The organism is Streptomyces sp. NPDC097129 (assembly GCF_055668065.1).
The window spans coordinates 185,080-205,817 of sequence record NZ_JBVOQE010000011.1 but is presented as its reverse complement, the minus strand read 5'-3'; the positions used below and the strand labels follow the sequence as shown (position 1 = coordinate 205,817).

Genomic DNA, 20,738 nt, shown 5'->3' with positions numbered 1-20,738 from the left:
CGTAAGGATGAGCAGGGCGATTCCTTTTGTACCCGAGTTGTACCGGACGCGTACCCGACGACCGAGGGGATCTCATGGACCAGGCGCCGAGCAGCCCGCAGGACGCGCGCAGCAGCCTGCCCACCTGCTACCGCCACCCCGACCGGGAGACCGGCATCCACTGCACCCGTTGCGAGCGGCCGATCTGCCCGGACTGCATGGTCGACGCCTCGGTCGGCTTCCAGTGCCCCGACTGCGTCCGCGGCACCTCCGGGCGCGAGGGCCGGGCGGCCACGGCGGCGGCCCGCCCGCGCACGCTCGCCGGCGGCACGGTCACCGCGGACCCCCGCCTGGTCACCAAGATCCTGATCGGCCTCTGCCTCGCTGCCTTCCTCGTGCAGCAGGCCGTCGGCGCCGCCTTCGAGGACCGCTTCTTCCTCCTCGGACGGGCCTACGTCCCGCAGCTCCACGCGCTGGAGGGCGTCGCCGAGGGGCAGTGGTACCGGCTGCTGACCGCGATGTTCCTGCACGGCAGCTTCATCCACATCCTGTTCAACATGCTCAGCCTGTGGTGGATCGGCGGTCCGCTGGAGGCCGCCCTCGGCCGGGCCCGCTATCTGGCGCTGTACTTCGTCTCGGGGCTGGCCGGCGGTGCGCTCAGCTATCTGCTCGCCGCGCCCAACCAGCCCTCCCTCGGCGCCTCCGGAGCGATCTTCGGGCTGTTCGGCGCGATGGCGGTGCTGATGCGCCGCCTCCAGTACGACATGCGGCCGGTGCTCGCGCTGCTGGCGATCAACCTGGTGATCACGTTCAACCCTGGGTTCAACATCGCCTGGCAGGCCCACATCGGTGGCCTGGTCGCCGGTGTCCTCGTCGGTTACGCCATGGTGCACGCGCCCCGGGAGCGGCGGGCGCTGGTGCAGTACGGGAGCTGTGCGGTGGTGCTCGCCGCCGTCGTGGTGATGACCCTGTTGAGAACGTCCCAGCTCACCTGAGCGACCGGTTGTCCACAACTAGTGCCCGATCTTGTGCACAGCGTGCCAGAACAACTGTGCCCCCTGTCACCGACCTGGGTTTGCGCAGGTCAAGCAGGGGGCGAACAGGTGTGCGGCAAGCGGTGTGTCAGTCGTACCAGCGTCAAGCCGCGAGGGGTTATCCACAGATCGTCGTTTCTTTTCCCCAGGCCGGGTGTGGATAAATGCACGACCTGTGGATAACTCAGCGGATAGCCGTGGGCAGAGCTGAGTTCACCGGCTCGTGGCCGCTACTTCCACTGGGTGGAGACACCGAATCCGGCGGCGATGAAGCCGAAACCGACCACGATGTTCCAGTTGTCCAGACTGTCGATCGGCAGGGTGCCGTCGGTCACGTAGAAGACGACGATCCAGGCCAGACCGATCAGGAACATGGCCAGCATGACCGGTGCGACCCAGCCCCTGGTGCCCAGCTTGATGGTCGCCGCCTGCTTCGCCGGAGGCGGCGTGAAGTCGGCCTTCTTGCGGATACGTGACTTCGGCACGAGGGTCTCTCCTGTCGATGCGCTGCGTGGCCGCGCAGGGAACTGGTCGGGCTCGGGGCAGCGTAACTGGGGACACTGAGTGCTCCCCCGGGCGTCCGTTAGCGTAGTGCTTCCGCGGCGCCGAAGGAGATAAGGGTACGTTGAGCAATTCTGCCGACTCTCCCCAGACGGGTTCCAGCCCTGCCCGCGGGCCCCGTTTCCGGCCCGTGCGGTTGCTGACGATCGCCGTCTTCGCCCTCGCCGGACTGCTCTTCATCACCAGTTTCAACACGGCCAAGGGCACCAATATCCGGACGGACACCTCCTTGCTGAAGCTGTCCGACCTGATCCAGGAGCGCAGCCGCAAGAACAAGGAGCTGGACGACGCCAACGCGACGCTGCGCGGTGACGTGGAAGCGCTGGCCGAGCGTGACGACGGCAGCACCAAGGCGCAGGACGACAAGCTCGCCGGGCTGGAGAAGAGCGCGGGCACCCAGAAGGTCACCGGCAAGGCGATCACCGTCACGCTGAACGACGCCCCGCCGAACGCCACCGCGAAGCTGCCCGGCTATCCCGAGCCGCAGCCGGACTACCTGGTCATCCACCAGCAGGATCTGCAGGCGGTGGTGAACGCCCTGTGGCAGGGCGGCGCCAAGGGCATCAAGGTGATGGACCAGCGGCTGATCTCCACCAGCGCCGTGCGCTGCGTCGGCAACACCCTGATCCTTCAGGGCCGCGTCTACTCGCCGCCGTACAAGATCACCGCGGTCGGGGAGCCCGAGAAGCTGCAGAAGGCGCTCGCCGAGTCGCCGGCGATCCAGAACTACATGGTCTACGTGAACGTCTACGGCCTCGGCTGGAATGTCGCCGAGGACGGGACGGTGACGCTTCCGGGCTACTCGGGCACGGTGGACCTGCACTACGCCAAGCCCGTGGCCCCCTGAGGGACGTCCCGCCTCGGTTTCACGTGAAACCGAGACACCTCCGGCACGCCTCACGCGGGTACCTTGCGGACGCACGGGATCCGGGGCCGCCGCGCCGTTAGTCTGGTTCCGGTACGGCGTGAGTGACGGTGCCGTGGGGAAACGGAAGGGACGGCATGTACGGCTGGATCTGGCGGCATCTGCCGGGCAACGCGTGGGTGCGGGCGCTGATCTCGATCGTGCTCGTCGTGGCCGTGGTCTATCTCCTGTTCCAGTACGTCTTCCCCTGGGCCGAACCGCTGCTTCCCTTCAACGATGTGACGGTGGACAACCAGTGAGCGCGCGCATTCTCGTCGTCGACAACTACGACAGCTTCGTCTTCAACCTGGTGCAGTACCTCTACCAGCTGGGTGCCGAGTGCGAGGTGCTGCGCAACGACGAGGTGGCGACCTCGCACGCCCAGGACGGCTTCGACGGCGTGCTGCTGTCGCCCGGCCCGGGCAAGCCCGAGGAGGCCGGCGTCTGCATCGAGATGGTCCGGCACTGCGCCACGACCGGCGTCCCCGTCTTCGGCGTCTGCCTGGGCATGCAGTCGATGCAGGTGGCCTACGGCGGAGTCGTGGACCGGGCGCCCGAGGTGCTGCACGGCAAGACCTCGCTGGTCGAGCACGAGGGCAGGGGCGTCTTCGCCGGGCTGCCCTCCCCGTTCACCGCGACCCGCTACCACTCGCTGGCGGCCGAGCCGCCCACGGTGCCGGCCGAGCTGGAGGTCACGGCCCGCACCCAGGACGGGATCATCATGGGCCTGCGCCACCGCGAACTGCCCGTCGAGGGCGTGCAGTTCCACCCGGAGTCGGTGCTGACCGAGCACGGGCACCGGATGCTGGCCAACTGGCTGGTGCAGTGCGGCGACGAGGGCGCGGTGGCGAGGTCGGCGGGGCTCGCCCCGGTGGTGGGCAGGGCCACGGCGTGACCGCGCTGCGCCCCGAGCGCAAGGACTCGTACGGCTCACCGCCGCACGAGCCCTACGGCACGTCGCCGTACGGGGCGCAGGACGGGGCGTACGGGGGCGGGCCGTACGAAAGCGACGAGCCCGGATCCGACGCGTACGCCTCCGGCACGCACCCCTCCGAGTCATACGAGTCCGGCACGTACCCCTCCGAGGCGGGCGCGCCCTACGCACCGCCCGCCGACGACGAGACGGTGGCGCTGCGGGTGGCGCAGCTGCCCGGCCGGGGCCGCGAGCGGGGCTCCATAGTCGCCTCTGACGGCCCGTCGGCCTCTGGAGCCACCGGAGTCACACCCGGCGGGCGAGCGGCCCGCAGAAAGGCCGCCAAGCGGCGCCCCGGGGGCCGGCACGGCGCCGCCGGGACCGGGCAGGACGCCCCGCAGGACGAGCAGAGTCCCGTTCCCCGCTCCCGCGTCGAGGCCCGCCGGCTCGCCCGGGCCCGCAAGCCCGGCCCGGCCGTCGTCGCGAGCCGGGTGATCGGGGAGCTGTTCATCACGACCGGCGTGCTGATGCTGCTGTTCGTCACCTACCAGCTGTGGTGGACGAACGTGCGCGCCCACGCGCAGGCCGGCCAGGAGGCGAACAGCCTCCAGCAGGACTGGGCGGACGGCAAACGCAGCCCGGGCATCTTCGAACCGGGGCAGGGCTTCGCCATCCTGCACATCCCCAAGCTGGACGTGGTCGTGCCGATCGCGGAGGGCGTCAGCACCAAGCGGGTGCTCGACAAGGGCATGGTCGGCCACTACGGCGAGGAACCGCTGAAGACGGCGATGCCGGGCGACAAGACCGGCAACTTCGGCCTCGCCGGCCACCGCAACACGCACGGCGAGCCGTTCCGCTACATCAACCGGCTCCAGCCCGGCGACGAGGTCGTCGTCGAGACGCAGGACACCTACTACGTGTACAAGATGACGTCGTCGCTGCCGGTGACGTCGCCCAGCAACACCAGGGTGCTCGACCCCGTACCGCCGGGCTCGGGCTTCACCGCGCCGGGCCGCTACATCACCCTCACGACCTGCACGCCGGAGTTCACGAGCAAGTACCGGCTGATCGTCTGGGGCAAGATGGTCGAGGAACGGCCGCGCAGCAAGGGCAAACCGGATGCGCTCGTCAGTTAGGGCTAGGAACAGTGGCAGCGACCGCAGAGGACACCGGGACGTCGTCCCCTCGACCGGCGGGGCGTCGCCGGGGCACCGGCCGGATCGCCATGGCGGTGAGCGTCTTCGGTGAACTCCTCATCACGGCGGGCCTGGTGCTCGGCCTGTTCGTCGTCTACTCGCTGTGGTGGACCAACGTCGTCGCCGACCGGGCGGCCGGCCGGCAGGCCGACAAGGTCCGCGAGCACTGGGCGCAGAAGGACACCGGGCCCGGGGCGCTCGACACCAAGGACGGCATCGGCTTCCTGCACGTGCCCGCGATGAGGAACGGCGAGGTGCTGGTCGAGAAGGGCACCGCCACGGACGTCCTCAACGACGGCGTCGCCGGCTACTACACCGACCCGGTCAAGGCGACCCTGCCGACGACCGGCAAGGAGGGCAACTTCACCCTCGCCGCGCACCGCGACGGGCACGGCGCGAAGTTCCACAACATCGACAAGCTGAAGAAGGGCGACCCGATCGTCTTCGAGACGAAGGACAAGTGGTTCGTCTACAAGGTGTACGCCGTCCTCCCCGAGACGTCGAAGTACAACGTGGACGTCCTCGCCCAGGTCCCGAAGGAGTCCGGCAAGGCCAAGGCGGGCCACTACATCACCCTGACGACCTGCACCCCCGTCTACACCTCCCGCTACCGCTACGTCGTCTGGGGCGAACTGGTCCGCGTGGACAAGGTCGACAGCGCCCGCACCCCGCCGAAGGAACTGGCCGGCTGATCGCACGCACGAAGCCCCGGCACCCTCTCCGCGAGGGGGCCGGGGCTTTCGTCGTGCCGGTGGACGATCGGCGCCTGTGCGTACTAGCCCGTCACGCCGCCGAAGAACTGCGTACCACCGCCGTTGTTGCCGCCGTTGTTCCCGCCGCCACCGCCGCCGAAGGTGGTCAGGTTGACCGGAGTGTCCCGGTTGACCGTGCTGCCCGGGGGCGGGTCGGAGTTGATGACCACGGCGTTGTCGTCGGAGGAGCCCTGGATGTTGCCGACCTGGAGACCGGCGTCCTTCAGGGCCTTCTTGACGTCCTTCAGACGCTGGCCCTGGATCGGCGGGACCTGCGTCTGCTGGTTCTGCGGGGCCTTGCCGACGACGATCTGGACCGAGGAGCCCTTGTCGACCTGGGAGCCGGCCTGCGGTGTGGTCGAGATGACCTTGCCGACCTGGTTCGGGTCCTGGGTCTCCTGCTCGGTGCAGTTGCCGGTCAGGTTGTTGGCCTGCATCTGGGCCTTGGCGCCGTCGCAGGACTGGCCGGTGACGTCCGGGACGGTCGCCTTGTCCTCGGGCTTGGCCACGGTGAGGGTGATCGTGGTGCCCTTCTGGACCTCGTCGCCCAGACCGGGGTTCTGATCGAGGACCTTGCCCGCTTCCTCGGCGGAGACCTCGGTCTTCTTCTCGACCTTGAACTGGTACTGGTCGCCCTCCAGCAGGGCCTTCGCGTCGTCGAAGGACTTGCCGAGCACGCTGGGCACCGCCACCTTCGGCGCACCCGTCGACACCACGATGTTCACGGTGGTGTTCTTGTCCACCTGCGTCCTGGCCGTCGGGTCCTGTGAGCAGATGTTGCCCTTGGCCTGGTCCTCGCAGGGCTTCTCGGTGGAGGCCAGCTTGAGGTCGGAGTTCTCGGCGAGCTTCTGCGCCTGCGCCTGCGACATGCCGATGAACTGCGGCACCGGCACCTGGTCGTTGCCGACGTTCTTGCCGGAGAAGATGTACTTGCCGATGAGGATCGCGCCGACGAGGACCAGGATCGCCGCGACGATCAGCAGGATCGTGGACGTGTTGGACTTCTTCTGGCGGCGCCGGTCCCGGCGGTCGTCGTAGCCGTAGCCGCCGTCGTCCGGGTTCATGGGCGGCAGCATGGACGTCGCCCCGCCGGGGCCGCCGTCCGAGCGCAGGGCGGTCGTCGCCTGCTCGTCGGGGTAGCCGCCGTAGGCCACCGAGCCCATGGCCGCGGTGGCGGCGACCGGCTGGCCGTCGAGGCAGGCCTCGATGTCGGCGCGCATCTCGTCGGCCGACTGGTAGCGGTAGTTCGGGTCCTTGACCAGGGCCTTCAGGACGATCGCGTCCATCTCCGGCGTGATCTCGGGGTCGAACACCGACGGGGCCTGCGGCTCTTCCCGCACATGCTGGTAGGCCACGGCCACGGGGGAGTCGCCGACGAACGGCGGCCGTACCGTGAGCAGCTCGTACAGCAGGCAGCCCGTCGAGTACAGGTCGGAGCGCGCGTCGACCTGCTCGCCCTTGGCCTGCTCCGGCGACAGGTACTGCGCCGTGCCGATGACCGCCGCGGTCTGCGTCATCGTCATGCCGGAGTCGCCCATGGCCCGGGCGATGCCGAAGTCCATCACCTTGACCTGACCGGTGCGCGTCAGCATGACGTTCGCGGGCTTGATGTCGCGGTGGACGATGCCGGCGCGGTGGGAGTACTCCAGGGCCTGGAGGATGCCGATGGTCATCTCCAGCGTCCGCTCCGGCAGCAGCTTGCGGCCGGAGTGGAGCAGCTCACGGAGCGTGGAACCGTCCACGTACTCCATGACGATGTACGGGATCGAGACCCCGTCGATGTAGTCCTCGCCCGTGTCGTAGACCGCGACGATCGCGGGATGGTTGAGCGAGGCGGCAGACTGGGCCTCCCGGCGGAAGCGGGCCTGGAAGGACGGGTCGCGCGCGAGGTCCGCGCGCAGCGTCTTCACCGCAACCGTGCGGCCGAGGCGGGTGTCCTGCGCGAGGTAGACCTCCGCCATGCCACCACGGCCGAGCACCTGGCCCAGCTCGTACCGGCCGCCGAGGCGACGCGGCTCTTCCATAGCTACCTACCAGCCCTCTCCATCGGTCCCGACCGGCACGCACGTGCGGCCGGAGGCTGTCGTCCGGGCCTACCGTACCCGGATCGGTTTGTGTGACCTGGCCAAGCCCGTCACCCGATACAGGACCGGTATCGCAACGTGCGGCAATGTGCAGACGACGTGATCGGGGTCACTTCTTACTGTTGATGACCGCCTCCATCACGCTCTTCGCGATGGGGGCGGCGAGACCGCCGCCGGAGATGTCGTCCCGGTTGGCGGCCTCGTCCTCGACGACCACCGCGACCGCGACCGGCGAGCTGCCGTCGGGAAGCTTGGCGTAGGAGAGGAACCAGGCGTAGGGGTTCGCGCTGTTCTCCACGCCGTGCTGGGCGGTACCGGTCTTGCCGCCGACCGTGACGCCGTCGATCTGGGCGTTCTTACCGGTGCCGTCCTTGACGACGGTCTCCATCATCGACTGCAGGATCTGGGCGTTCTTCGGCGACAGCGGCCGGCTCAGCTCCTGCGGGTCGGTCTGCTCGATCGGGTCGACGTTGGACGTCTGCAGCTGGTCGACCATGTACGGCTTCATCAGCTTGCCGTCGTTGGCGACCGCGGAGGCGACCATGGCCATCTGCAGCGGGGTGGCCGCGGTGTTGTACTGGCCGATGGAGGACAGCGCCGTCTGCGACTTGTTCATGCCGTCGGAGAAGACCGAGGCGCTGGAGCGCACCGGCGTGAACTGCTCCGCGTCGAAGCCGAACTTCTTCGCCTCCGCCAGCATCTTGTCGTTGCCGAGGTCGGCGCCGATCTTGCCGAAGACGCTGTTGCAGGAGACCCGCAGGGCCTCACGCATGGTCGCGTTCTCGCAGGGGATGTTCCCCTCGTTCTTCAGCGGCGTGGTGGTGCCCGGCATGATCCACGGCAGCGGCGACCTGGTCTTGGTGTCCGCGTCCGGGTAGAGCCCGTTCTCCAGCGCGGCCGCGGCCGTGACCACCTTGAACGTGGAGCCCGGCGGGTAGGTCTCGCGCAGCGCCCGGTTCAGCATCGGGTCGGCGGCGTTGTTCTTCTTCTGGAGCTTGTCCCACGCCTTGGCGTCGTCGTTGGAGTTCCCGGCGAAGGCCGACGGGTCGTACGACGGGTACGAGGCGAGCGCGAGGATCTTGCCGGTGGCCGGGTCCAGCGCCACGACGGCGCCCTTGCCGCCCTGCTTCTTCAGGCCGTTGAACGCGGCCTTCTGCGCGCCGGCGTTGAGCGTGGTGACGACGTTGCCGCCCTGCTTCTCCTTGCCGGTGACCATGTCCAGGGTGTTGCGGAAGAACAGCCGGTCGTCGGTGCCGGTGAGGATTCCGTCCTCGATGGACTCCAGCTGGTTGGCGCCGAAGGCCTGCGAGGCGTACCCGGTGACCGGCGCCCACATGGGGCCGTCCTTGTAGGTGCGCTTGTACTCCAGGTCGTTCAGCCCGGTCGTGCTCGTCTTCGCCGAGCCGGTGACGGGACTGCCGCCGACGATGATGTCGCCGCGCGGGGTGGAGTAGCGGGCGATGGTGACGCGGCGGTTCTTGTCGTCGGTGGCCAGCGAGTCGGCCTTCACGTACTGCAGCCAGTTGTCCCGGATGAGCAGGGTGAGGACCAGCAGACCGCAGAAGATCGCGATGCGGCGCAGGGGCTTGTTCACGGACGGACCACCTGGGTCATCTCGGCGTCGGGGTTGGCGGCGGGCGCGGGGGCCGGGCGGCGGGCGGTGTCGCTGATCCGGATCAGGATCCCGATCAGGGCCCAGTTGGCGATGACGGAGGAACCGCCGTACGCCAGGAAGGGCATCGTCATACCGGTCAGCGGGATCAGGCCCATCACACCGCCGGCCACGACGAACACCTGCAGCGCGAACGCGCCGGACAGGCCGATGGCGAGCAGCTTGCCGAACGGGTCGCGGGCGGCGAGAGCGGTGCGCACGCCGCGCTCCACGATCAGGCCGTAGATCAGCAGCAGCGCCATGAGGCCGGCCAGGCCCAGCTCCTCGCCGAAGGTGGCGAGGATGAAGTCGGAGTTGGCCGCGAACCGGATCAGGTCGCTGTGGCCCTGTCCGAGGCCGGAGCCGAGGGTGCCGCCCGAGCCGAACGCCCACAGCGCCTGCATCGCCTGCTCGGAGTGGCCGCCGACGCCCTGCCGGGAGAGCGTGTACTCCTTCATCGGGTCGAGCCAGGCCTGCACACGCTGCTGGACGTGCGGCTCGAAGCTCGCCACACCGACCGCGCCGGCACCGGACATCAGCAGACCGAAGACGATCCAGCTGGTCCGCTCGGTCGCGACGTACAGCATGATCACGAACATGCCGAAGAACAGCAGGGAGGTACCGAGGTCGGTCTCGAAGACCAGGATGAGGATCGAGATGAACCAGACCACCAGGATCGGGCCGAGGTCACGGCCGCGCGGCAGGTACAGGCCCATGAAGCGGCGGCTGGCGAGCGCGAGCGCGTCCCTCTTCACCATCAGATAGCCGGCGAAGAACACCGCCAGCACGATCTTGGCGAACTCCCCGGGCTGGATGGAGAAGCCGGCCACGGAGATCCAGATCTTCGCGCCGTAGATGTTCTGCCCGAGGCCCGGCACCAGCGGCAGCAGCAGCAGGAACAGCGCGCCGACCATGGAGATGTAGGTGTAGCGCTGCAGGACGCGGTGGTCCTTGAGGAAGATCAGCACGACGATGAACAGCGCGATGCCCAAGGCCGTGTACAACAGCTGCCGTGGCGCCGCGGTGCCGGCCTGCTTGATGGACTGCAGCAGCTTCGACTGGTCCAGCCGCCAGATGACGACCAGGCCGAGCCCGTTGAGCAGCGTGGCCAGCGGCAGCAGCAGCGGATCCGCGTACGGCGCGAACTTGCGGACGACCAGATGGGCGGCGCCGGCCAGCAGGCCGAGGCCCAGGCCGTAGCTCAGCAGGCCGGCGGGCACCTTGTCGTTGATCGCGAGCCCGACGTTGGCGTAGGCGAACACCGGGATGGCGACGGCGAAGACCAGCAGCGCGAGCTCGGTGTTGCGCCGGCTCGGTGCGCCGATGGCGCCGATCGTGGACGTGTGGTGCGACGACGTGTTGGTAGTACTGCTCATCGTGTGACAGGGCCTCTCACGGCTTGCCTACTGCTTACCGCACAGCGAGACGACCTTCTGCTCTTCCTCCGAGAGGCTGGGGCCGGGGCTGGGATTGGCGGTGGGGGTCGGTGAGGTGGACGGGGTCTTCGTGCCCGGTTTTCCTGTGGCCGAAGGGCTGGGTGTGACTTTGGACGTGAAGGAGGCGGGAGTGGTTCCCCCTGTGGTCCCTCCGGCCTCGCCCTGGCCCGTCTTCGCGTTGTGCTCGTTCTCGGCCGCGTTGCGCTCGGCCTGCTTCCTGCAGGCGGAGGCCTGCAGGGCGAGTTCGTCGACCTTCTTCCGGGCGCCGGCGAGGTCGCCCTCCGCGATCGTGTTCTTGACCTGCTTCTGCTGGTAGGGCGGCAGGTACTTGAGTTCGATCTCGGGGTGGTCCGTCTCCACCTTCGACAGCGACACCCAGGCCAGATCCTGGCTGATGCCGCGGTACAGCGCGACGTGCTCGTCCTTGGCGCCGACGTAGTACTGCGTCTGCGTCCAGCGCCAGCCGCCGTACAGGCCGCCGCCGATGACGGCCAGCGCCAGCACCGAGTACAGCGATCGCTTGATCCACTTGCCGCGCCTGCCCGGCTTGGCGAAGTCGTCGTCGTCCCAGTCGCCGAAGCTGCCGGCCGGGACGTAGCCGGTGGTGTCGCCGGAGCCCGGCGGGCCGAACTCGCCGCCGCCACCGGGGGCCGCGTGCCGGCCCAGGCCGGAGGCGCGGCCGGCGGGCGTCTGCATGATGCCGTTGTCGTGCTGGTGGTGCTGGTTCTCGGCGACCGCGCCGACCACGACCGGGGTGTCGGAGAGCTGCCCGGCGAGCGTGTCACCGGTGTCCAGGTCCAGGACGTCCGCGACGATCACGGTGATGTTGTCGGGGCCGCCGCCGCGCAGCGCCAGCTCGATCAGCTGCTGCACGGTCTCCTGCGGGCCCTGGTAGCTGGCGAGGGTGTCCTCCATCGTCTGGTGGGAGACGACTCCGGACAGCCCGTCGGAGCAGATCAGATACCGGTCGCCGGCCCGCACCTCGCGGATCGACAGGTCCGGCTCGACGTGGTCGCCGCTGCCGAGGGCGCGCATCAGCAGGGAGCGCTGCGGGTGGGTGGTGGCCTCTTCCTCGGTGATCCGGCCCTCGTCGACCAGGCGCTGCACCCAGGTGTGGTCCTGCGTGATCTGCGTGAGCACGCCGTCGCGCAGCAGATAGGCGCGGGAGTCGCCGACGTGCACCAGGCCCAGGCGCTGGCCCGTCCACAGCAGGGCGGTGAGCGTGGTGCCCATGCCCTCCAGCGACGGGTCCTCCTCGACCATCTGACGCAGCTGGTCGTTGGCGCGCTGCACGGCCGTACCGAGCGCGGTGAGCAGGTCGGAGCCGGGGATGTCGTCGTCGAGGGCGACGATGGTGGAGATCACCTCGGAGGAGGCGACCTCACCGGCCGCCTGACCGCCCATGCCGTCGGCGATCGCGAGCAGCCGCGGACCCGCGTACCCGGAGTCCTCGTTGCCCTCGCGGATCATGCCCTTGTGCGATCCGGCGGCGAAGCGCAGTGACAGACTCATGCCCACCTCGCCCGTCGGCTCCGCATGCAGCCGGTCGTGTCGAGCCACACTGCCCACCCTCCGGTCGGGAGCGCGCCGGGGTCCGGGGTGTGAACCGCCGCTGCGTGCTCGCTCCGCTCGCGCTCATTCATGACGTAGCACTACTTCCGCAGCTCGATGACGGTCTTGCCGATGCGGATCGGCGCCCCCAGCGGGATCGGCGTCGGAGTCGTCAGCCGCGTCCGGTCGAGGTACGTGCCGTTGGTGGAGCCCAGGTCCTCGACGATCCACTGCCCGCCCTGGTCCGGGTAGATCCTGGCATGGCGGCTGGAGGCGTAGTCGTCGTCCAGCACGATCGTCGAGTCGTGCGCCCGGCCCAGGCTGATCGTCTGGCCCTGGAGCGCGACGGTGGTGCCGGTGAGGGTGCCCTCGGTCACGACGAGTTTGGTGGGGGCGTTACGGCGCTGGCGGCCGCCGCCCTGCTGCTGGCGCTGCTGCGGCGGCGCCTGGCGCTGGGCCTGCTGCGGTCGCCCGGCGTCCCGCCGGGCGGCGCGCTGGGTGACCCGCGTCCCGAACAGGTCGCTGCGGATGACCTGCACGGCCACGATCACGAACAGCCACAGGACGGCCAGGAAACCCAGCCGCATGACCGTGAGGGTCAGCTCTGACATTGCCCCCGCTTCACCCTTCGGCTTGCCTATAGATAACGGTGGTGCTGCCCACGACGATCCGCGAGCCGTCGCGGAGCGTAGCGCGGGTGGTGTGCTGCCCGTCCACCACGATGCCGTTGGTGGATCCGAGATCCTGGATCGTCGAGGGCGTTCCGGTCCGGATCTCGCAGTGCCTGCGGCTCACGCCGGGGTCGTCGATCCGCACGTCGGCGTCGGTGCTGCGGCCCAGCACCAGCGTCGCGCGGGAGATCTGATGGCGGGTGCCGTTGATCTCGATCCAGTAGCGGGTGCGTCCGCCGGACGCCGGCGCGGCGGCCGGCGGCCGCTGCGGGCTCGCCGGCTGCGGGTAGCCGTACCCGCCGGGGCGGGCGCCGGGCGGCGGGGCGGCCGGCATGGGGGGCGCTCCGGCGGGCGTGCCGGGCGCTTGGTGCGCGGCCGGCCGGCCGGGCTGCGGGTATCCGTAGCCGCTCTCCTGCTGCCCGCCGGCCGCGGGCGCGCCGGGCGCCTGCTGGCTGCTGGACGAGGCGAGCGTGCGGCTGCGCACCCGGTACAGACCGGTGTCGAGATCGTCGGCCTTCTCCAGGTGGACCTTGATCGGGCCCATGAAGGTGTAGCGCTGCTGCTTGGCGTAGTCGCGCACCATCCCGGCGAGTTCGTCGCCGAGCTGCCCGGAGTAGGGGCTCAGCCGCTCGTAGTCAGGCGTGCTGAGCTCGACGATGAAGTCATTGGGGACCACCGTGCGGTCGCGGTTCCAGATGGTCGCGTTGTTGTCGCACTCGCGCTGGAGCGCGCCGGCGATCTCCACGGGCTGGACCTCGGACTTGAAGACCTTGGCGAAGGTGCCGTTGACCAGACCTTCGAGACGCTGCTCGAACTTCTTCAGGACTCCCATGGGGCACCTCCTTCGTCGATCCTGCCGTCCTGCTGCCCGCGCTGCGGGTACTGCCCTACCTGGTACTGCTTACTGATCGTATCCACGCGCCGGTCGATCGGCTGGTTCCCCCTGTCGGCCCGGTCGACAGGTGTCGACGCCTCGGTGCGTACCTGATGCCTCGTACCCCTTGCGGGGTACTTCTGCCCAGGATCGTAGAGGCGGCCGCAAACCAGTGTCCCGCACCCGGCTGTGCGCTCCTCCGTCTGAAGGGGGGACGGCCGGGACCGGTACGAGGTTGATACGTGCCGGGGGTGATGTCGAGACGTGCGGGGCGCGGGGGGCGGTTTCGGGGGGCGCGGGGCGGCGGGGGCGCTGTTCAGGCGGTGCGGGCACCGGCCGTGCCGCTCACCGGGGGTGGGGTGGCAGGGGGCGGGAAGGGATGTGAATCCACCCCGGACGACGTGCTAATGTTCTGGGTGTCGGAAGGCGCCGGGCCGAAAGGAACGGGGCCTGAGGACACACCCAATGCGCGGGTGGCGGAATAGGCAGACGCGCTGGATTCAGGTTCCAGTGCCCGAAAGGGCGTGGGGGTTCAACTCCCCCCTCGCGCACAACAGGCAAGAGGCCGGTCGAAATCGACCGGCCTCTTGTCGTATGTGCGGGCGTCGGCCTCCCGCCTTGTGGGGATGGTTGCGGGCCTGCCGTATGGACGGTGTGTGGACGGTCTCGGGCCTCTGGCCGTATGGACGGTCGTGGGCCTCTGTGAGGAAGGTCTCAGCGGCTGTCCAGGATCTGACGCAGTGCGTAACGGGCGTTGGCGGAGATCACCGGGTTGGTGTGCCGGTAGTACGGCAGTTGTGTCACCGCCATGGACAGCGCCCAGCCGCGGCCGCGCGCCCAGGTGGCGTCGTCGGTGTCCACACCGGCGCGGAAGACGCGGCGGGTGGCGGGCGTGAGCAGGTTCCACGCCGGGATGAGATCGACGGCCGGGTCGCCCACGCCGGCCGTGCCGAAGTCGAGGACGCCGGTCAGCCGGCCGCCGGCGCCCAGCAGATTGCTCGGCATGAGGTCGGAGTGGGTCCAGCAGGGTTCTGCCGTCCAGTCCGGCGCCCGAAGTGCGCTGTCCCAGGCGGCGAGAAGCGCGTCTGCGTCGAAGGGCTCGTCCGTGCGGCGCAGTTCGTCGATCGCCGCGCGCGTCTCGGCGTCGGCCGTGCGCAGCGGGGCGCCGCGGTAGGCGGGGGGACCGCCGTCGAGGCCGACGTGGCGCAGGGTGGTGACGAAGAGTGCGAGGTCGCGGGCCAGGTCGTCGGACGCCTCGCCCTCGCCGAGCACTTCGCCGTCCAGCCAGCGGTGGACCGCCCAGCGGTGCGGGTAGCCCTCGGCGGGCTCGCCCAGCGCGACGACCTCGGGGACCGGGACGGGCAGCAGCGGGGCCAGTCGCGGCAGCCAGCGCGCCTCGTCGTCGAGGCACTCGTCACCGCCCTGAAGGAGCGGCAGCCGGACGGTCAGCTCGCCGCCCAGGCGGTAGATCGCGTTGACCGTCCCCCCGGAGGCGAGGCGGGTGACCGGCAGATGCGCCCACCGCGGGAACTGGCCGCGCAGGAGGCGGCGGACCAGGGCGGGGCCGGTGGAGGCCTCGCCGTCATGCATCTTCGTCTTCTCCGGGGTCGTCATCGCTCCCATCTCTACATCGCCGGGGCGTGTCCGGTCACTGGATTTTCGCGGGGTGGGACGGTCGGTGGGAAAAGGTGCGGTGGGCGGCCGGAGTGAAGGCCGGAGGGGGGCTGGAGTGAAGGCCGGAGTGAAGGCCGGAAAAGGGAGCCGGATATTCCGGCAACCCTCAGAACTCGGCCAATGGCCGAAAAGCGCTGACGACACTAAGGGAGCGTAAACAGTTCCCTGATTTCGTTGACATACCCGCGCGGTGCCCCTGATGATCGACCGCGGCATCGACCACGAAGGCCCAGGGGGAAAAATGTCTTCGCAGTATCAGGCCGAAATCGAAGAACTCTGTGATTCGCTCTCCGCGAAAAGCTACGACCTTCTTTCCGGGGGTAAGGTCGCGGATCTTCTGCGCCGGCGTTCCGAAAACGCGCTGGACGATCTGGAGGACTTCCGCGAGAGCTGGAACCGGATGCCGCTCGACGGCTACATGGCCGACGGCGGCCGTTACCGGCGTCGCCGGCACGCCACGCTGAGCGCCCCGAAGGGCGGCGCCGACTACCGGGTCGAGGAGCACCAGCCGCACTACCAGACGGTGGACTTCAACAACCTCAACGGTGGCGTCGCCCGTCACTACGAGCCGTTCGAGGACGCCGCCCTGAAGGGCCCGACCATGGACAGCCTGGTCACCCTGGGCTGCGACATCTTCGGCCGGCTCGCGCCGTACTCCGCGTGGCACATCGAGGCGCACCAGTTCCGCATCGAGGTCGACGGGGAGCAGATCGGCAAGCCCACGCCGGAGGGGGTCCACCGCGACGGGGTCACCTTCGTGCTGATGGCCATGATCGGCCGGTCCAACGCGGGCGGCGGCGAGAGCACCATCTTCAACCTGGAGCAGGAGCCGCTGGAGAAGTTCACCCTCACCGACCCGCTGGACCTCGCGCTGGTCAACGACGAGCGCGTCTTCCACGGGGTGTCGCCGATCCAGCAGCTCGATGCCGGCCGGCCCGCCTCCCGTGACGTGCTGGTGATCACCTACCGTCATAAGGCCGCCTGACCGCAGCGGCCCCGCCGGCTGCGCCACGCCGGTGCTCCGGGGGCGCCCGCGGTTCGCTGCGGGCGCCCTCCTCAGTGCCGGTCGAGTGAGAAAACGAGAACATGGGTCAGATCATCGCCGTCGCCGTCATCACCGTGCTGGCTGTCATCAGCCCCGGCGCGGACTTCGCGATGACCGTCCGCAACAGTTATCTGTACGGCCGCCGTGCGGGAATCCTCGCCGCGGTCGGCATTTCACTCGGCGTACTCGTCCACGTCACCTACACCATGGTCGGCGTGGGACTGCTCGTCTCCCGGACGCCGCTGCTTTTCACGGTGATGAAACTGGTCGGTGCGGCCTATTTGGTGTTCATCGGGTACAAGACGTTTGTCGCCAAGGCCCAGATGCACATCGATCTCTCCGCCGACGGCACGTTGTCCCCGGCCGGTGCGCTGCGGACCGGATTTCTGACGAACGCGCTGAACCCGAAGACCATGCTGTTCGTGCTCAGCACCTACACGCAGGTCGTCAGCGCCGACACCCCGGTCGCCCAGCAGCTCGGATACGGCTTGTTCATGTCGGTGGCGCACCTGGTGTGGTTCGCCTTGGTCGCGCTGCTCTTCTCGCGGCAGGACCTGCGGGCCCGGCTGTTGCGGCGGCAGGCCGTGATGAACAAGGTGATCGGGAGCGTGCTGGTCGGGCTCGGGGTGGTGCTGGCGCTGACGCCGTCGGTGTCGTGACGTGCTGCGGCCCTCGTGACGGGTGATGCCGTCGGTGGCGTCAGGGTGCCGTTGCTTTGGGCGGCTGCCGCCGGCGGGCGTGGCGTCAGGCCTGGGAGATCGGCTCGAGGCGGGGCTCGGCGATCGCGCGGTAGTCCGTGGTCGACAGGGCCAGGGAGCGGTCGAGGCGGGCGGCGTTGAAGAAGAACTCCGGGTGCGCGAGCAGCGCCGGGTCGACGATCAGCTCCAGCCGCTCGTCGAATGAGAACGGCAGGATGGTCCCGCTCTGCGACCCGGCCAGGTCCTCGGCGACCTCCGGTGAGGCGAAGGAGGCGTACGTGCCGCCGTACAGCGCCTTGATCGCGGCCAGGTCCACGCGCCGGTCGCCGGGGACGACGGCCAGGGCGAAGCGCTTCTCCTTCTTGCCGATCTTCACCATCACGATGATGCACTTGGCGGCCCGGTCGAGGTCGTGCCCGCGCAGCCGGCTGACCGCCTCGGTGGCGCCCTCGCTCTCGTGCTCGATCACCCGGTAGTCGGCTCCGTGCTCGTCGAGCAGGGCGATCAGCTTGTCGTAGGTGTCGTGCGAGGCCATGGGTTCCCCTCGGGCAAACGGCGGCTGCGTCGGGCGAGTTGACCATAACGTCCGCGGGGTGGCCGGGTTGTCCACAACCGCCGAGTCGTCCACAGGGTCTGACGTGATTCGGCCACCGGCTGTACGGTCGGCACGCGTTGATGTCCGTGCGTTGGTGCTGACCAGCGGGTGAGTTCGGGGGAGGCGGTCCCATGACCGAGAGCGGTGCGGTGGTGTCCGAGGCGTTGGATGCGTCGGGTGCGTCGGGTGTGTCGAGTGCGTCCGGCGTGCTTGGTGCGTCGGGTGCGTCATGTGCGTCGGGCGCGTCCGGTGTGGCTGGTGTCTCTGGTTCGTCGGGTGTGGCTGGTTTGACTGGTGTGCTTGGTGCCTCTGGTGCGTCCGAGGTTCCGGCGCAGGGGGAGGCGCCGGTCGTGGTCCGGCGGCTGCCCCGGGTGCGGGGCTTCGCCGAGTGGCCCGCGGCGGGCTCGCCGAAGGAGGAGGGCAAGGCGCTGCGCCGCCGGGTGCCTCGCCGGGCGCACGCCGAGCTGGATCTCGACGCCGGCCGGCCGGACGCGGTGAGCGCGGTGGAGGAGTCCAACCAGGGGCGGCTGTCCGAACTCACGCCGATCCGGGTCGGCCGGATGGCGGCCACGCCGTTCGCGTTCCTGCGCGGTTCGGCCGGGCTGATGGCGTACGACCTCGCGCGGACGCCGCTGACCCGGATCACCGCTCAGATCTGCGGGGACGCGCACGCGGCGAACTTCGGGCTGTACGGCGACGCGCGCGGCGGGCTGGTCATCGACCTGAACGACTTCGACGAGACCGTGCCGGGTCCGTGGGAGTGGGACCTGAAGCGGCTCGCCGCCTCGCTGGTGCTCGCGGGGCGGGAGGCGGGCGCCGACGAGGACACCTGCCGCCAGGCCGCGTTCGACGCGGTGGGCGCCTACCGGCGCACCATGCGGCTGCTGGCCAAGCTGCCGGTGCTGGACGCGTGGAACGCCATCGCCGACGAGGAACTGGTCTCGCACGCCGACGCCCACGATCTGCTCGGCACGCTGGAGCGGGTCTCGGAGAAGGCGCGGGCCAACACCAGCGGCCGTTTCGCGGCGAAGTCGACGGAGCGGGCCGAGGACGGCGGGCGCCGGTTCGTGCCCGCGCCGCCCGTCCTGCGGCGGATACCGGACGCCGAGGCGGGGGCGGTGGCCGCGTCGCTGGAGTCCTACCTCTCCACCCTCTCCGAGGACCGCCTGCCGCTGCTGGCCCGATACGCGGTGCACGACGTCGCCTTCCGCGTCGTCGGCACGGGCAGCGTGGGGACGCGCTCGTATGTCGTGCTGCTCCTGGACCACCGGGGCGAGCCGCTCGTGCTGCAGGTGAAGGAGGCCCGGCCGTCCGCGCTGGTGCCGCACCTGGCCGCCGCCGGTTTCGAGGTGCCGGACGTGGTCCACGAGGGACGCCGGGTGGTGCTGGGGCAGAAGCGGATGCAGGTCGTCAGCGACATCCTGCTGGGCTGGACGACGGTGGAGGGCCGCCCCTTCCAGGTCCGGCAGTTCCGCAACCGCAAGGGCAGCGTCGACCCGGCCGCCCTCGCCGCCGATCAGGTCGACGACTACGGCCGGATGACCGGCGCGCTGCTGGCCCGCGCCCACTCCCACAGCGCCGACCCGCGGCTGATCGCCGGCTACTGCGGCAAGAACGAGGAACTGGACGAGGCGATCGCCACGTTCGCGCTCGCCTACGCCGACCGCACCGAGGCGGACCACGCGGAACTGATGGCGTCGATCAGGGCGGGCAGGGTCGCGGCGGAGATGGGGGTGTGAGGCGGCGGCCGGTGGAGCGGATGGGGGTGTGAGGCGGCGGCCGGTGACGAGGGTGCGGCCGGTGGTGGTTGTGTGAGCGTGACCACACTGTGGAGAAGCCGGTCATAAGCGGCACCAAAACCCTCCTCATCGGCGCGGGCCCGGCGCAGCGCATACGCTGGCCGGGTGACGACCCCGGAAGCTGAGCAGCCGCGGCCCGAGGAGCGGCTGGAGCGGGCCGTGCGGGCCGCCGAACAGGCGTTGATCGAGTACGAGATCGCGGTGGAGACGTTCCGCGTGGAGGTCGAGAACTTCTCCCGCCTCCACCACCAGCGGCTCGGCCCGATGTACGCCCGCATCGAGGAGCTGGACGCCCGGATCGCCGAGGCCCGCGCGGCCCGCACCGGCGACCCCGAGGACCTGCGCCGGGCGCGCGAGCTGCGGGCCCGGCTGGAGCCGATCCCCGGGGTCGAGGACCTGATGCACGGCTGGATGGACGACTCCGGGCTGTTCCCGGAGGCGGTGGCGATGCTCACCGAGCAGCAGGTCCGGCCGCCGCAGCGGGTGCGGCCCAGCGAGGAGGCCCGCCGGCTCTACCGGGACCTGGCCCGCAAGGCCCACCCCGACCTCGCCCAGGAGGAGGACGAGCGGGTGCGGCGCGAGGAGTTCATCACCCGGGTCAACGCCGCCTACGCCCGTGGCGACGAGGCCGAGCTGCGGGAACTGGCGGCGGAGTGGGAGGCCGGCCCGGTGCCGCCGGAGCGCCGGCCGAGCCCCAGCGAGGAGCTGTACGCCCGCCTGGAGTGGCTCTCCCAGCGCAAGGAGCTGCTCGCGGTGCTCCAGCGGGAGCTGGAGGAGGGCGCCATCGGGTCCATGCTGCGCCTCGCCCCGGACGACCCGGACCAGCTGCTCGCGGAGATCGCCGGGCAGCTGCAGAGCGACATCACCGCCCGCGAGACGGAACTGGCGACGCTGGCCGGGCAGCAGCCGTAGGACCGTGGGTCGCGTCCGGTAGCGTCGGGTGTCCGGTAGCGTCGGGTGCATGAGTTTTGGAGCCGGTGTTCCCACGGTCGAGGTCAAGGACGTCAAGGACGGCGATTTCCTGCTGGACGTCCGTGAACACGACGAATGGCAGGCGGGCCACGCCGAGGGCGCTCTGCACATCCCGATCAGCGAGTTCGTGGCCCGCTACGGCGAGCTGACCGAGGCCGCGCCGCAGGACGGCCGCATCCACGTGATCTGCCGCTCGGGCGGCCGGTCCGCCCAGGTGACGATGTACCTGGCCCAGCAGGGCATCGACGCGGTGAACGTCGACGGCGGCATGCAGACGTGGGAGGCCGCCGGCCGCCCCGTGATCACCGACGAGGGCAAGCCGGGCCACGTCCTGTAGCGGGCCGTCGCC

20 protein-coding genes and 1 tRNA gene are annotated in these 20,738 nt (G+C 69.9%); 12 read left to right on the top strand and 9 right to left on the bottom strand.

Annotated elements, in window-relative coordinates; genetic code table 11:
• The first annotated feature begins 74 nt into the window (after window positions 1-74).
• Window positions 75-974 carry a rhomboid family intramembrane serine protease gene (locus tag AC0B9F_RS29005; RefSeq protein WP_472007546.1) on the top strand — a complete coding sequence of 300 codons (900 nt, stop codon included), beginning with the start codon at window positions 75-77 and terminating at the stop codon, window positions 972-974.
• A gap of 269 nt (window positions 975-1,243) precedes the next feature.
• On the opposite strand, the gene crgA is transcribed toward AC0B9F_RS29005, so the two are convergent.
• Window positions 1,244-1,498 carry a cell division protein CrgA gene (crgA, locus tag AC0B9F_RS29000; RefSeq protein ID WP_472007544.1) on the bottom strand — a complete coding sequence of 85 codons (255 nt, stop codon included), beginning with the start codon at window positions 1,496-1,498 and terminating at the stop codon, window positions 1,244-1,246.
• Between the two features lie 140 nt (window positions 1,499-1,638).
• Between crgA and AC0B9F_RS28995 the strand changes: the two genes are divergently transcribed.
• The 5 genes from AC0B9F_RS28995 to AC0B9F_RS28975 all read left to right on the top strand — a co-directional run bounded on the left by AC0B9F_RS28995 (window position 1,639) and on the right by AC0B9F_RS28975 (window position 5,279).
• Complete coding sequence (locus tag AC0B9F_RS28995) at window positions 1,639-2,421, top strand: DUF881 domain-containing protein (protein ID WP_472007542.1); 783 nt, start codon at window positions 1,639-1,641, stop codon at window positions 2,419-2,421.
• A gap of 155 nt (window positions 2,422-2,576) precedes the next feature.
• Window positions 2,577-2,738 carry a hypothetical protein gene (locus AC0B9F_RS28990; RefSeq protein ID WP_361630155.1) on the top strand — a complete coding sequence of 54 codons (162 nt, stop codon included), beginning with the start codon at window positions 2,577-2,579 and terminating at the stop codon, window positions 2,736-2,738.
• Window positions 2,735-3,373 carry an aminodeoxychorismate/anthranilate synthase component II gene (locus AC0B9F_RS28985; protein ID WP_472007540.1) on the top strand — a complete coding sequence of 213 codons (639 nt, stop codon included), beginning with the start codon at window positions 2,735-2,737 and terminating at the stop codon, window positions 3,371-3,373. Before AC0B9F_RS28990 ends, AC0B9F_RS28985 begins: the two co-directional genes overlap by 4 nt.
• The gene (locus AC0B9F_RS28980; RefSeq protein WP_472007538.1) at window positions 3,370-4,527 is read left to right on the top strand and encodes a class E sortase; all 1,158 of its coding nucleotides are present in this window, start codon (window positions 3,370-3,372) and stop codon (window positions 4,525-4,527) included. The genes AC0B9F_RS28985 and AC0B9F_RS28980 overlap by 4 nt, the downstream gene beginning before the upstream one ends.
• An 11-nt stretch (window positions 4,528-4,538) precedes the next feature.
• Window positions 4,539-5,279 (top strand): class E sortase, encoded by a 741-nt coding sequence (locus tag AC0B9F_RS28975; RefSeq protein ID WP_472007536.1) that lies wholly within the window; start codon window positions 4,539-4,541, stop codon window positions 5,277-5,279.
• Window positions 5,280-5,362: 83 nt separating this feature from the next.
• Here the strand turns inward: AC0B9F_RS28975 and pknB are convergent, their stop codons facing one another.
• The 6 genes from pknB to AC0B9F_RS28945 form a co-directional block, all read right to left on the bottom strand.
• Window positions 5,363-7,363 (bottom strand): Stk1 family PASTA domain-containing Ser/Thr kinase, encoded by a 2,001-nt coding sequence (gene pknB / locus AC0B9F_RS28970; protein WP_472007534.1) that lies wholly within the window; start codon window positions 7,361-7,363, stop codon window positions 5,363-5,365.
• Window positions 7,364-7,532: 169 nt separating this feature from the next.
• On the bottom strand, window positions 7,533-9,017 hold the full coding sequence (locus AC0B9F_RS28965; RefSeq protein ID WP_472007532.1) for a peptidoglycan D,D-transpeptidase FtsI family protein: 1,485 nt from the start codon (window positions 9,015-9,017) through the stop codon (window positions 7,533-7,535).
• The gene (locus tag AC0B9F_RS28960) at window positions 9,014-10,450 is read right to left on the bottom strand and encodes an FtsW/RodA/SpoVE family cell cycle protein (RefSeq protein ID WP_472007530.1); all 1,437 of its coding nucleotides are present in this window, start codon (window positions 10,448-10,450) and stop codon (window positions 9,014-9,016) included. The genes AC0B9F_RS28965 and AC0B9F_RS28960 overlap by 4 nt, the downstream gene beginning before the upstream one ends.
• 27 nt (window positions 10,451-10,477) lie before the next feature.
• Window positions 10,478-12,022 carry a Stp1/IreP family PP2C-type Ser/Thr phosphatase gene (locus AC0B9F_RS28955; RefSeq protein WP_472007528.1) on the bottom strand — a complete coding sequence of 515 codons (1,545 nt, stop codon included), beginning with the start codon at window positions 12,020-12,022 and terminating at the stop codon, window positions 10,478-10,480.
• Window positions 12,023-12,162: 140 nt separating this feature from the next.
• Window positions 12,163-12,672 carry an FHA domain-containing protein FhaB/FipA gene (locus tag AC0B9F_RS28950; RefSeq protein WP_472007527.1) on the bottom strand — a complete coding sequence of 170 codons (510 nt, stop codon included), beginning with the start codon at window positions 12,670-12,672 and terminating at the stop codon, window positions 12,163-12,165.
• Window positions 12,673-12,682: 10 nt separating this feature from the next.
• Window positions 12,683-13,564, bottom strand: a complete 882-nt coding sequence (locus tag AC0B9F_RS28945; protein ID WP_472007526.1) for an FhaA domain-containing protein — start codon at window positions 13,562-13,564, stop codon at window positions 12,683-12,685.
• A 509-nt stretch (window positions 13,565-14,073) separates the two neighbouring features.
• Between AC0B9F_RS28945 and AC0B9F_RS28940 the strand changes: the two genes are divergently transcribed.
• Window positions 14,074-14,157: transfer RNA gene (locus AC0B9F_RS28940), tRNA-Leu, on the top strand.
• 163 nt (window positions 14,158-14,320) lie between these two features.
• Here the strand turns inward: AC0B9F_RS28940 and AC0B9F_RS28935 are convergent.
• Window positions 14,321-15,220, bottom strand: a complete 900-nt coding sequence (locus AC0B9F_RS28935; protein ID WP_472007525.1) for an aminoglycoside phosphotransferase family protein — start codon at window positions 15,218-15,220, stop codon at window positions 14,321-14,323.
• Window positions 15,221-15,479: 259 nt separating this feature from the next.
• On the opposite strand from AC0B9F_RS28935, the gene AC0B9F_RS28930 reads away from it, so the two are divergent.
• Window positions 15,480-16,265, top strand: coding sequence for a 2OG-Fe dioxygenase family protein (locus AC0B9F_RS28930; protein ID WP_472007524.1), 786 nt, complete (start codon window positions 15,480-15,482; stop codon window positions 16,263-16,265).
• A gap of 101 nt (window positions 16,266-16,366) precedes the next feature.
• Window positions 16,367-16,984, top strand: a complete 618-nt coding sequence (locus tag AC0B9F_RS28925) for a LysE family translocator (protein ID WP_472007523.1) — start codon at window positions 16,367-16,369, stop codon at window positions 16,982-16,984.
• 85 nt (window positions 16,985-17,069) lie between these two features.
• On the opposite strand, the gene AC0B9F_RS28920 is transcribed toward AC0B9F_RS28925, so the two are convergent.
• A complete protein-coding gene (locus tag AC0B9F_RS28920) occupies window positions 17,070-17,558 on the bottom strand; it encodes a YbaK/EbsC family protein (RefSeq protein WP_472007522.1) in 489 nt (162 codons plus the stop codon).
• A gap of 356 nt (window positions 17,559-17,914) precedes the next feature.
• Between AC0B9F_RS28920 and AC0B9F_RS28915 the strand changes: the two genes are divergently transcribed.
• The 3 genes from AC0B9F_RS28915 to AC0B9F_RS28905 all read left to right on the top strand — a co-directional run bounded on the left by AC0B9F_RS28915 (window position 17,915) and on the right by AC0B9F_RS28905 (window position 20,726).
• A complete protein-coding gene (locus AC0B9F_RS28915) occupies window positions 17,915-19,357 on the top strand; it encodes a DUF2252 domain-containing protein (protein WP_472007521.1) in 1,443 nt (480 codons plus the stop codon).
• A 165-nt stretch (window positions 19,358-19,522) separates the two neighbouring features.
• Window positions 19,523-20,329: a hypothetical protein gene (locus AC0B9F_RS28910; protein ID WP_472007520.1), complete on the top strand. Its 807-nt coding sequence runs from the start codon at window positions 19,523-19,525 to the stop codon at window positions 20,327-20,329.
• Between the two features lie 49 nt (window positions 20,330-20,378).
• Window positions 20,379-20,726, top strand: a complete 348-nt coding sequence (locus tag AC0B9F_RS28905) for a rhodanese-like domain-containing protein (protein ID WP_472007518.1) — start codon at window positions 20,379-20,381, stop codon at window positions 20,724-20,726.
• Window positions 20,727-20,738: the final 12 nt, after the last annotated feature.

Bases quoted from the DNA above. Each gene is read 5' to 3' on its own strand.
- AC0B9F_RS29005 (WP_472007546.1), top strand. From the start codon at position 75: ATGGACCAGGCGCCGAGCAGCCCGCAGGACGCGCGCAGCAGCCTGCCC.
- AC0B9F_RS28990 (WP_361630155.1), top strand. From the start codon at position 2,577: ATGTACGGCTGGATCTGGCGGCATCTGCCGGGCAACGCGTGGGTGCGG.
- pknB (WP_472007534.1), bottom strand. From the start codon at position 7,363: ATGGAAGAGCCGCGTCGCCTCGGCGGCCGGTACGAGCTGGGCCAGGTG.
- AC0B9F_RS28960 (WP_472007530.1), bottom strand. From the start codon at position 10,450: ATGAGCAGTACTACCAACACGTCGTCGCACCACACGTCCACGATCGGC.
- AC0B9F_RS28955 (WP_472007528.1), bottom strand. From the start codon at position 12,022: ATGAGTCTGTCACTGCGCTTCGCCGCCGGATCGCACAAGGGCATGATC.
- AC0B9F_RS28950 (WP_472007527.1), bottom strand. From the start codon at position 12,672: ATGTCAGAGCTGACCCTCACGGTCATGCGGCTGGGTTTCCTGGCCGTC.
- AC0B9F_RS28945 (WP_472007526.1), bottom strand. From the start codon at position 13,564: ATGGGAGTCCTGAAGAAGTTCGAGCAGCGTCTCGAAGGTCTGGTCAAC.
- AC0B9F_RS28935 (WP_472007525.1), bottom strand. From the start codon at position 15,220: ATGACGACCCCGGAGAAGACGAAGATGCATGACGGCGAGGCCTCCACC.
- AC0B9F_RS28930 (WP_472007524.1), top strand. From the start codon at position 15,480: ATGATCGACCGCGGCATCGACCACGAAGGCCCAGGGGGAAAAATGTCT.
- AC0B9F_RS28925 (WP_472007523.1), top strand. From the start codon at position 16,367: ATGGGTCAGATCATCGCCGTCGCCGTCATCACCGTGCTGGCTGTCATC.
- AC0B9F_RS28920 (WP_472007522.1), bottom strand. From the start codon at position 17,558: ATGGCCTCGCACGACACCTACGACAAGCTGATCGCCCTGCTCGACGAG.
- AC0B9F_RS28905 (WP_472007518.1), top strand. From the start codon at position 20,379: ATGAGTTTTGGAGCCGGTGTTCCCACGGTCGAGGTCAAGGACGTCAAG.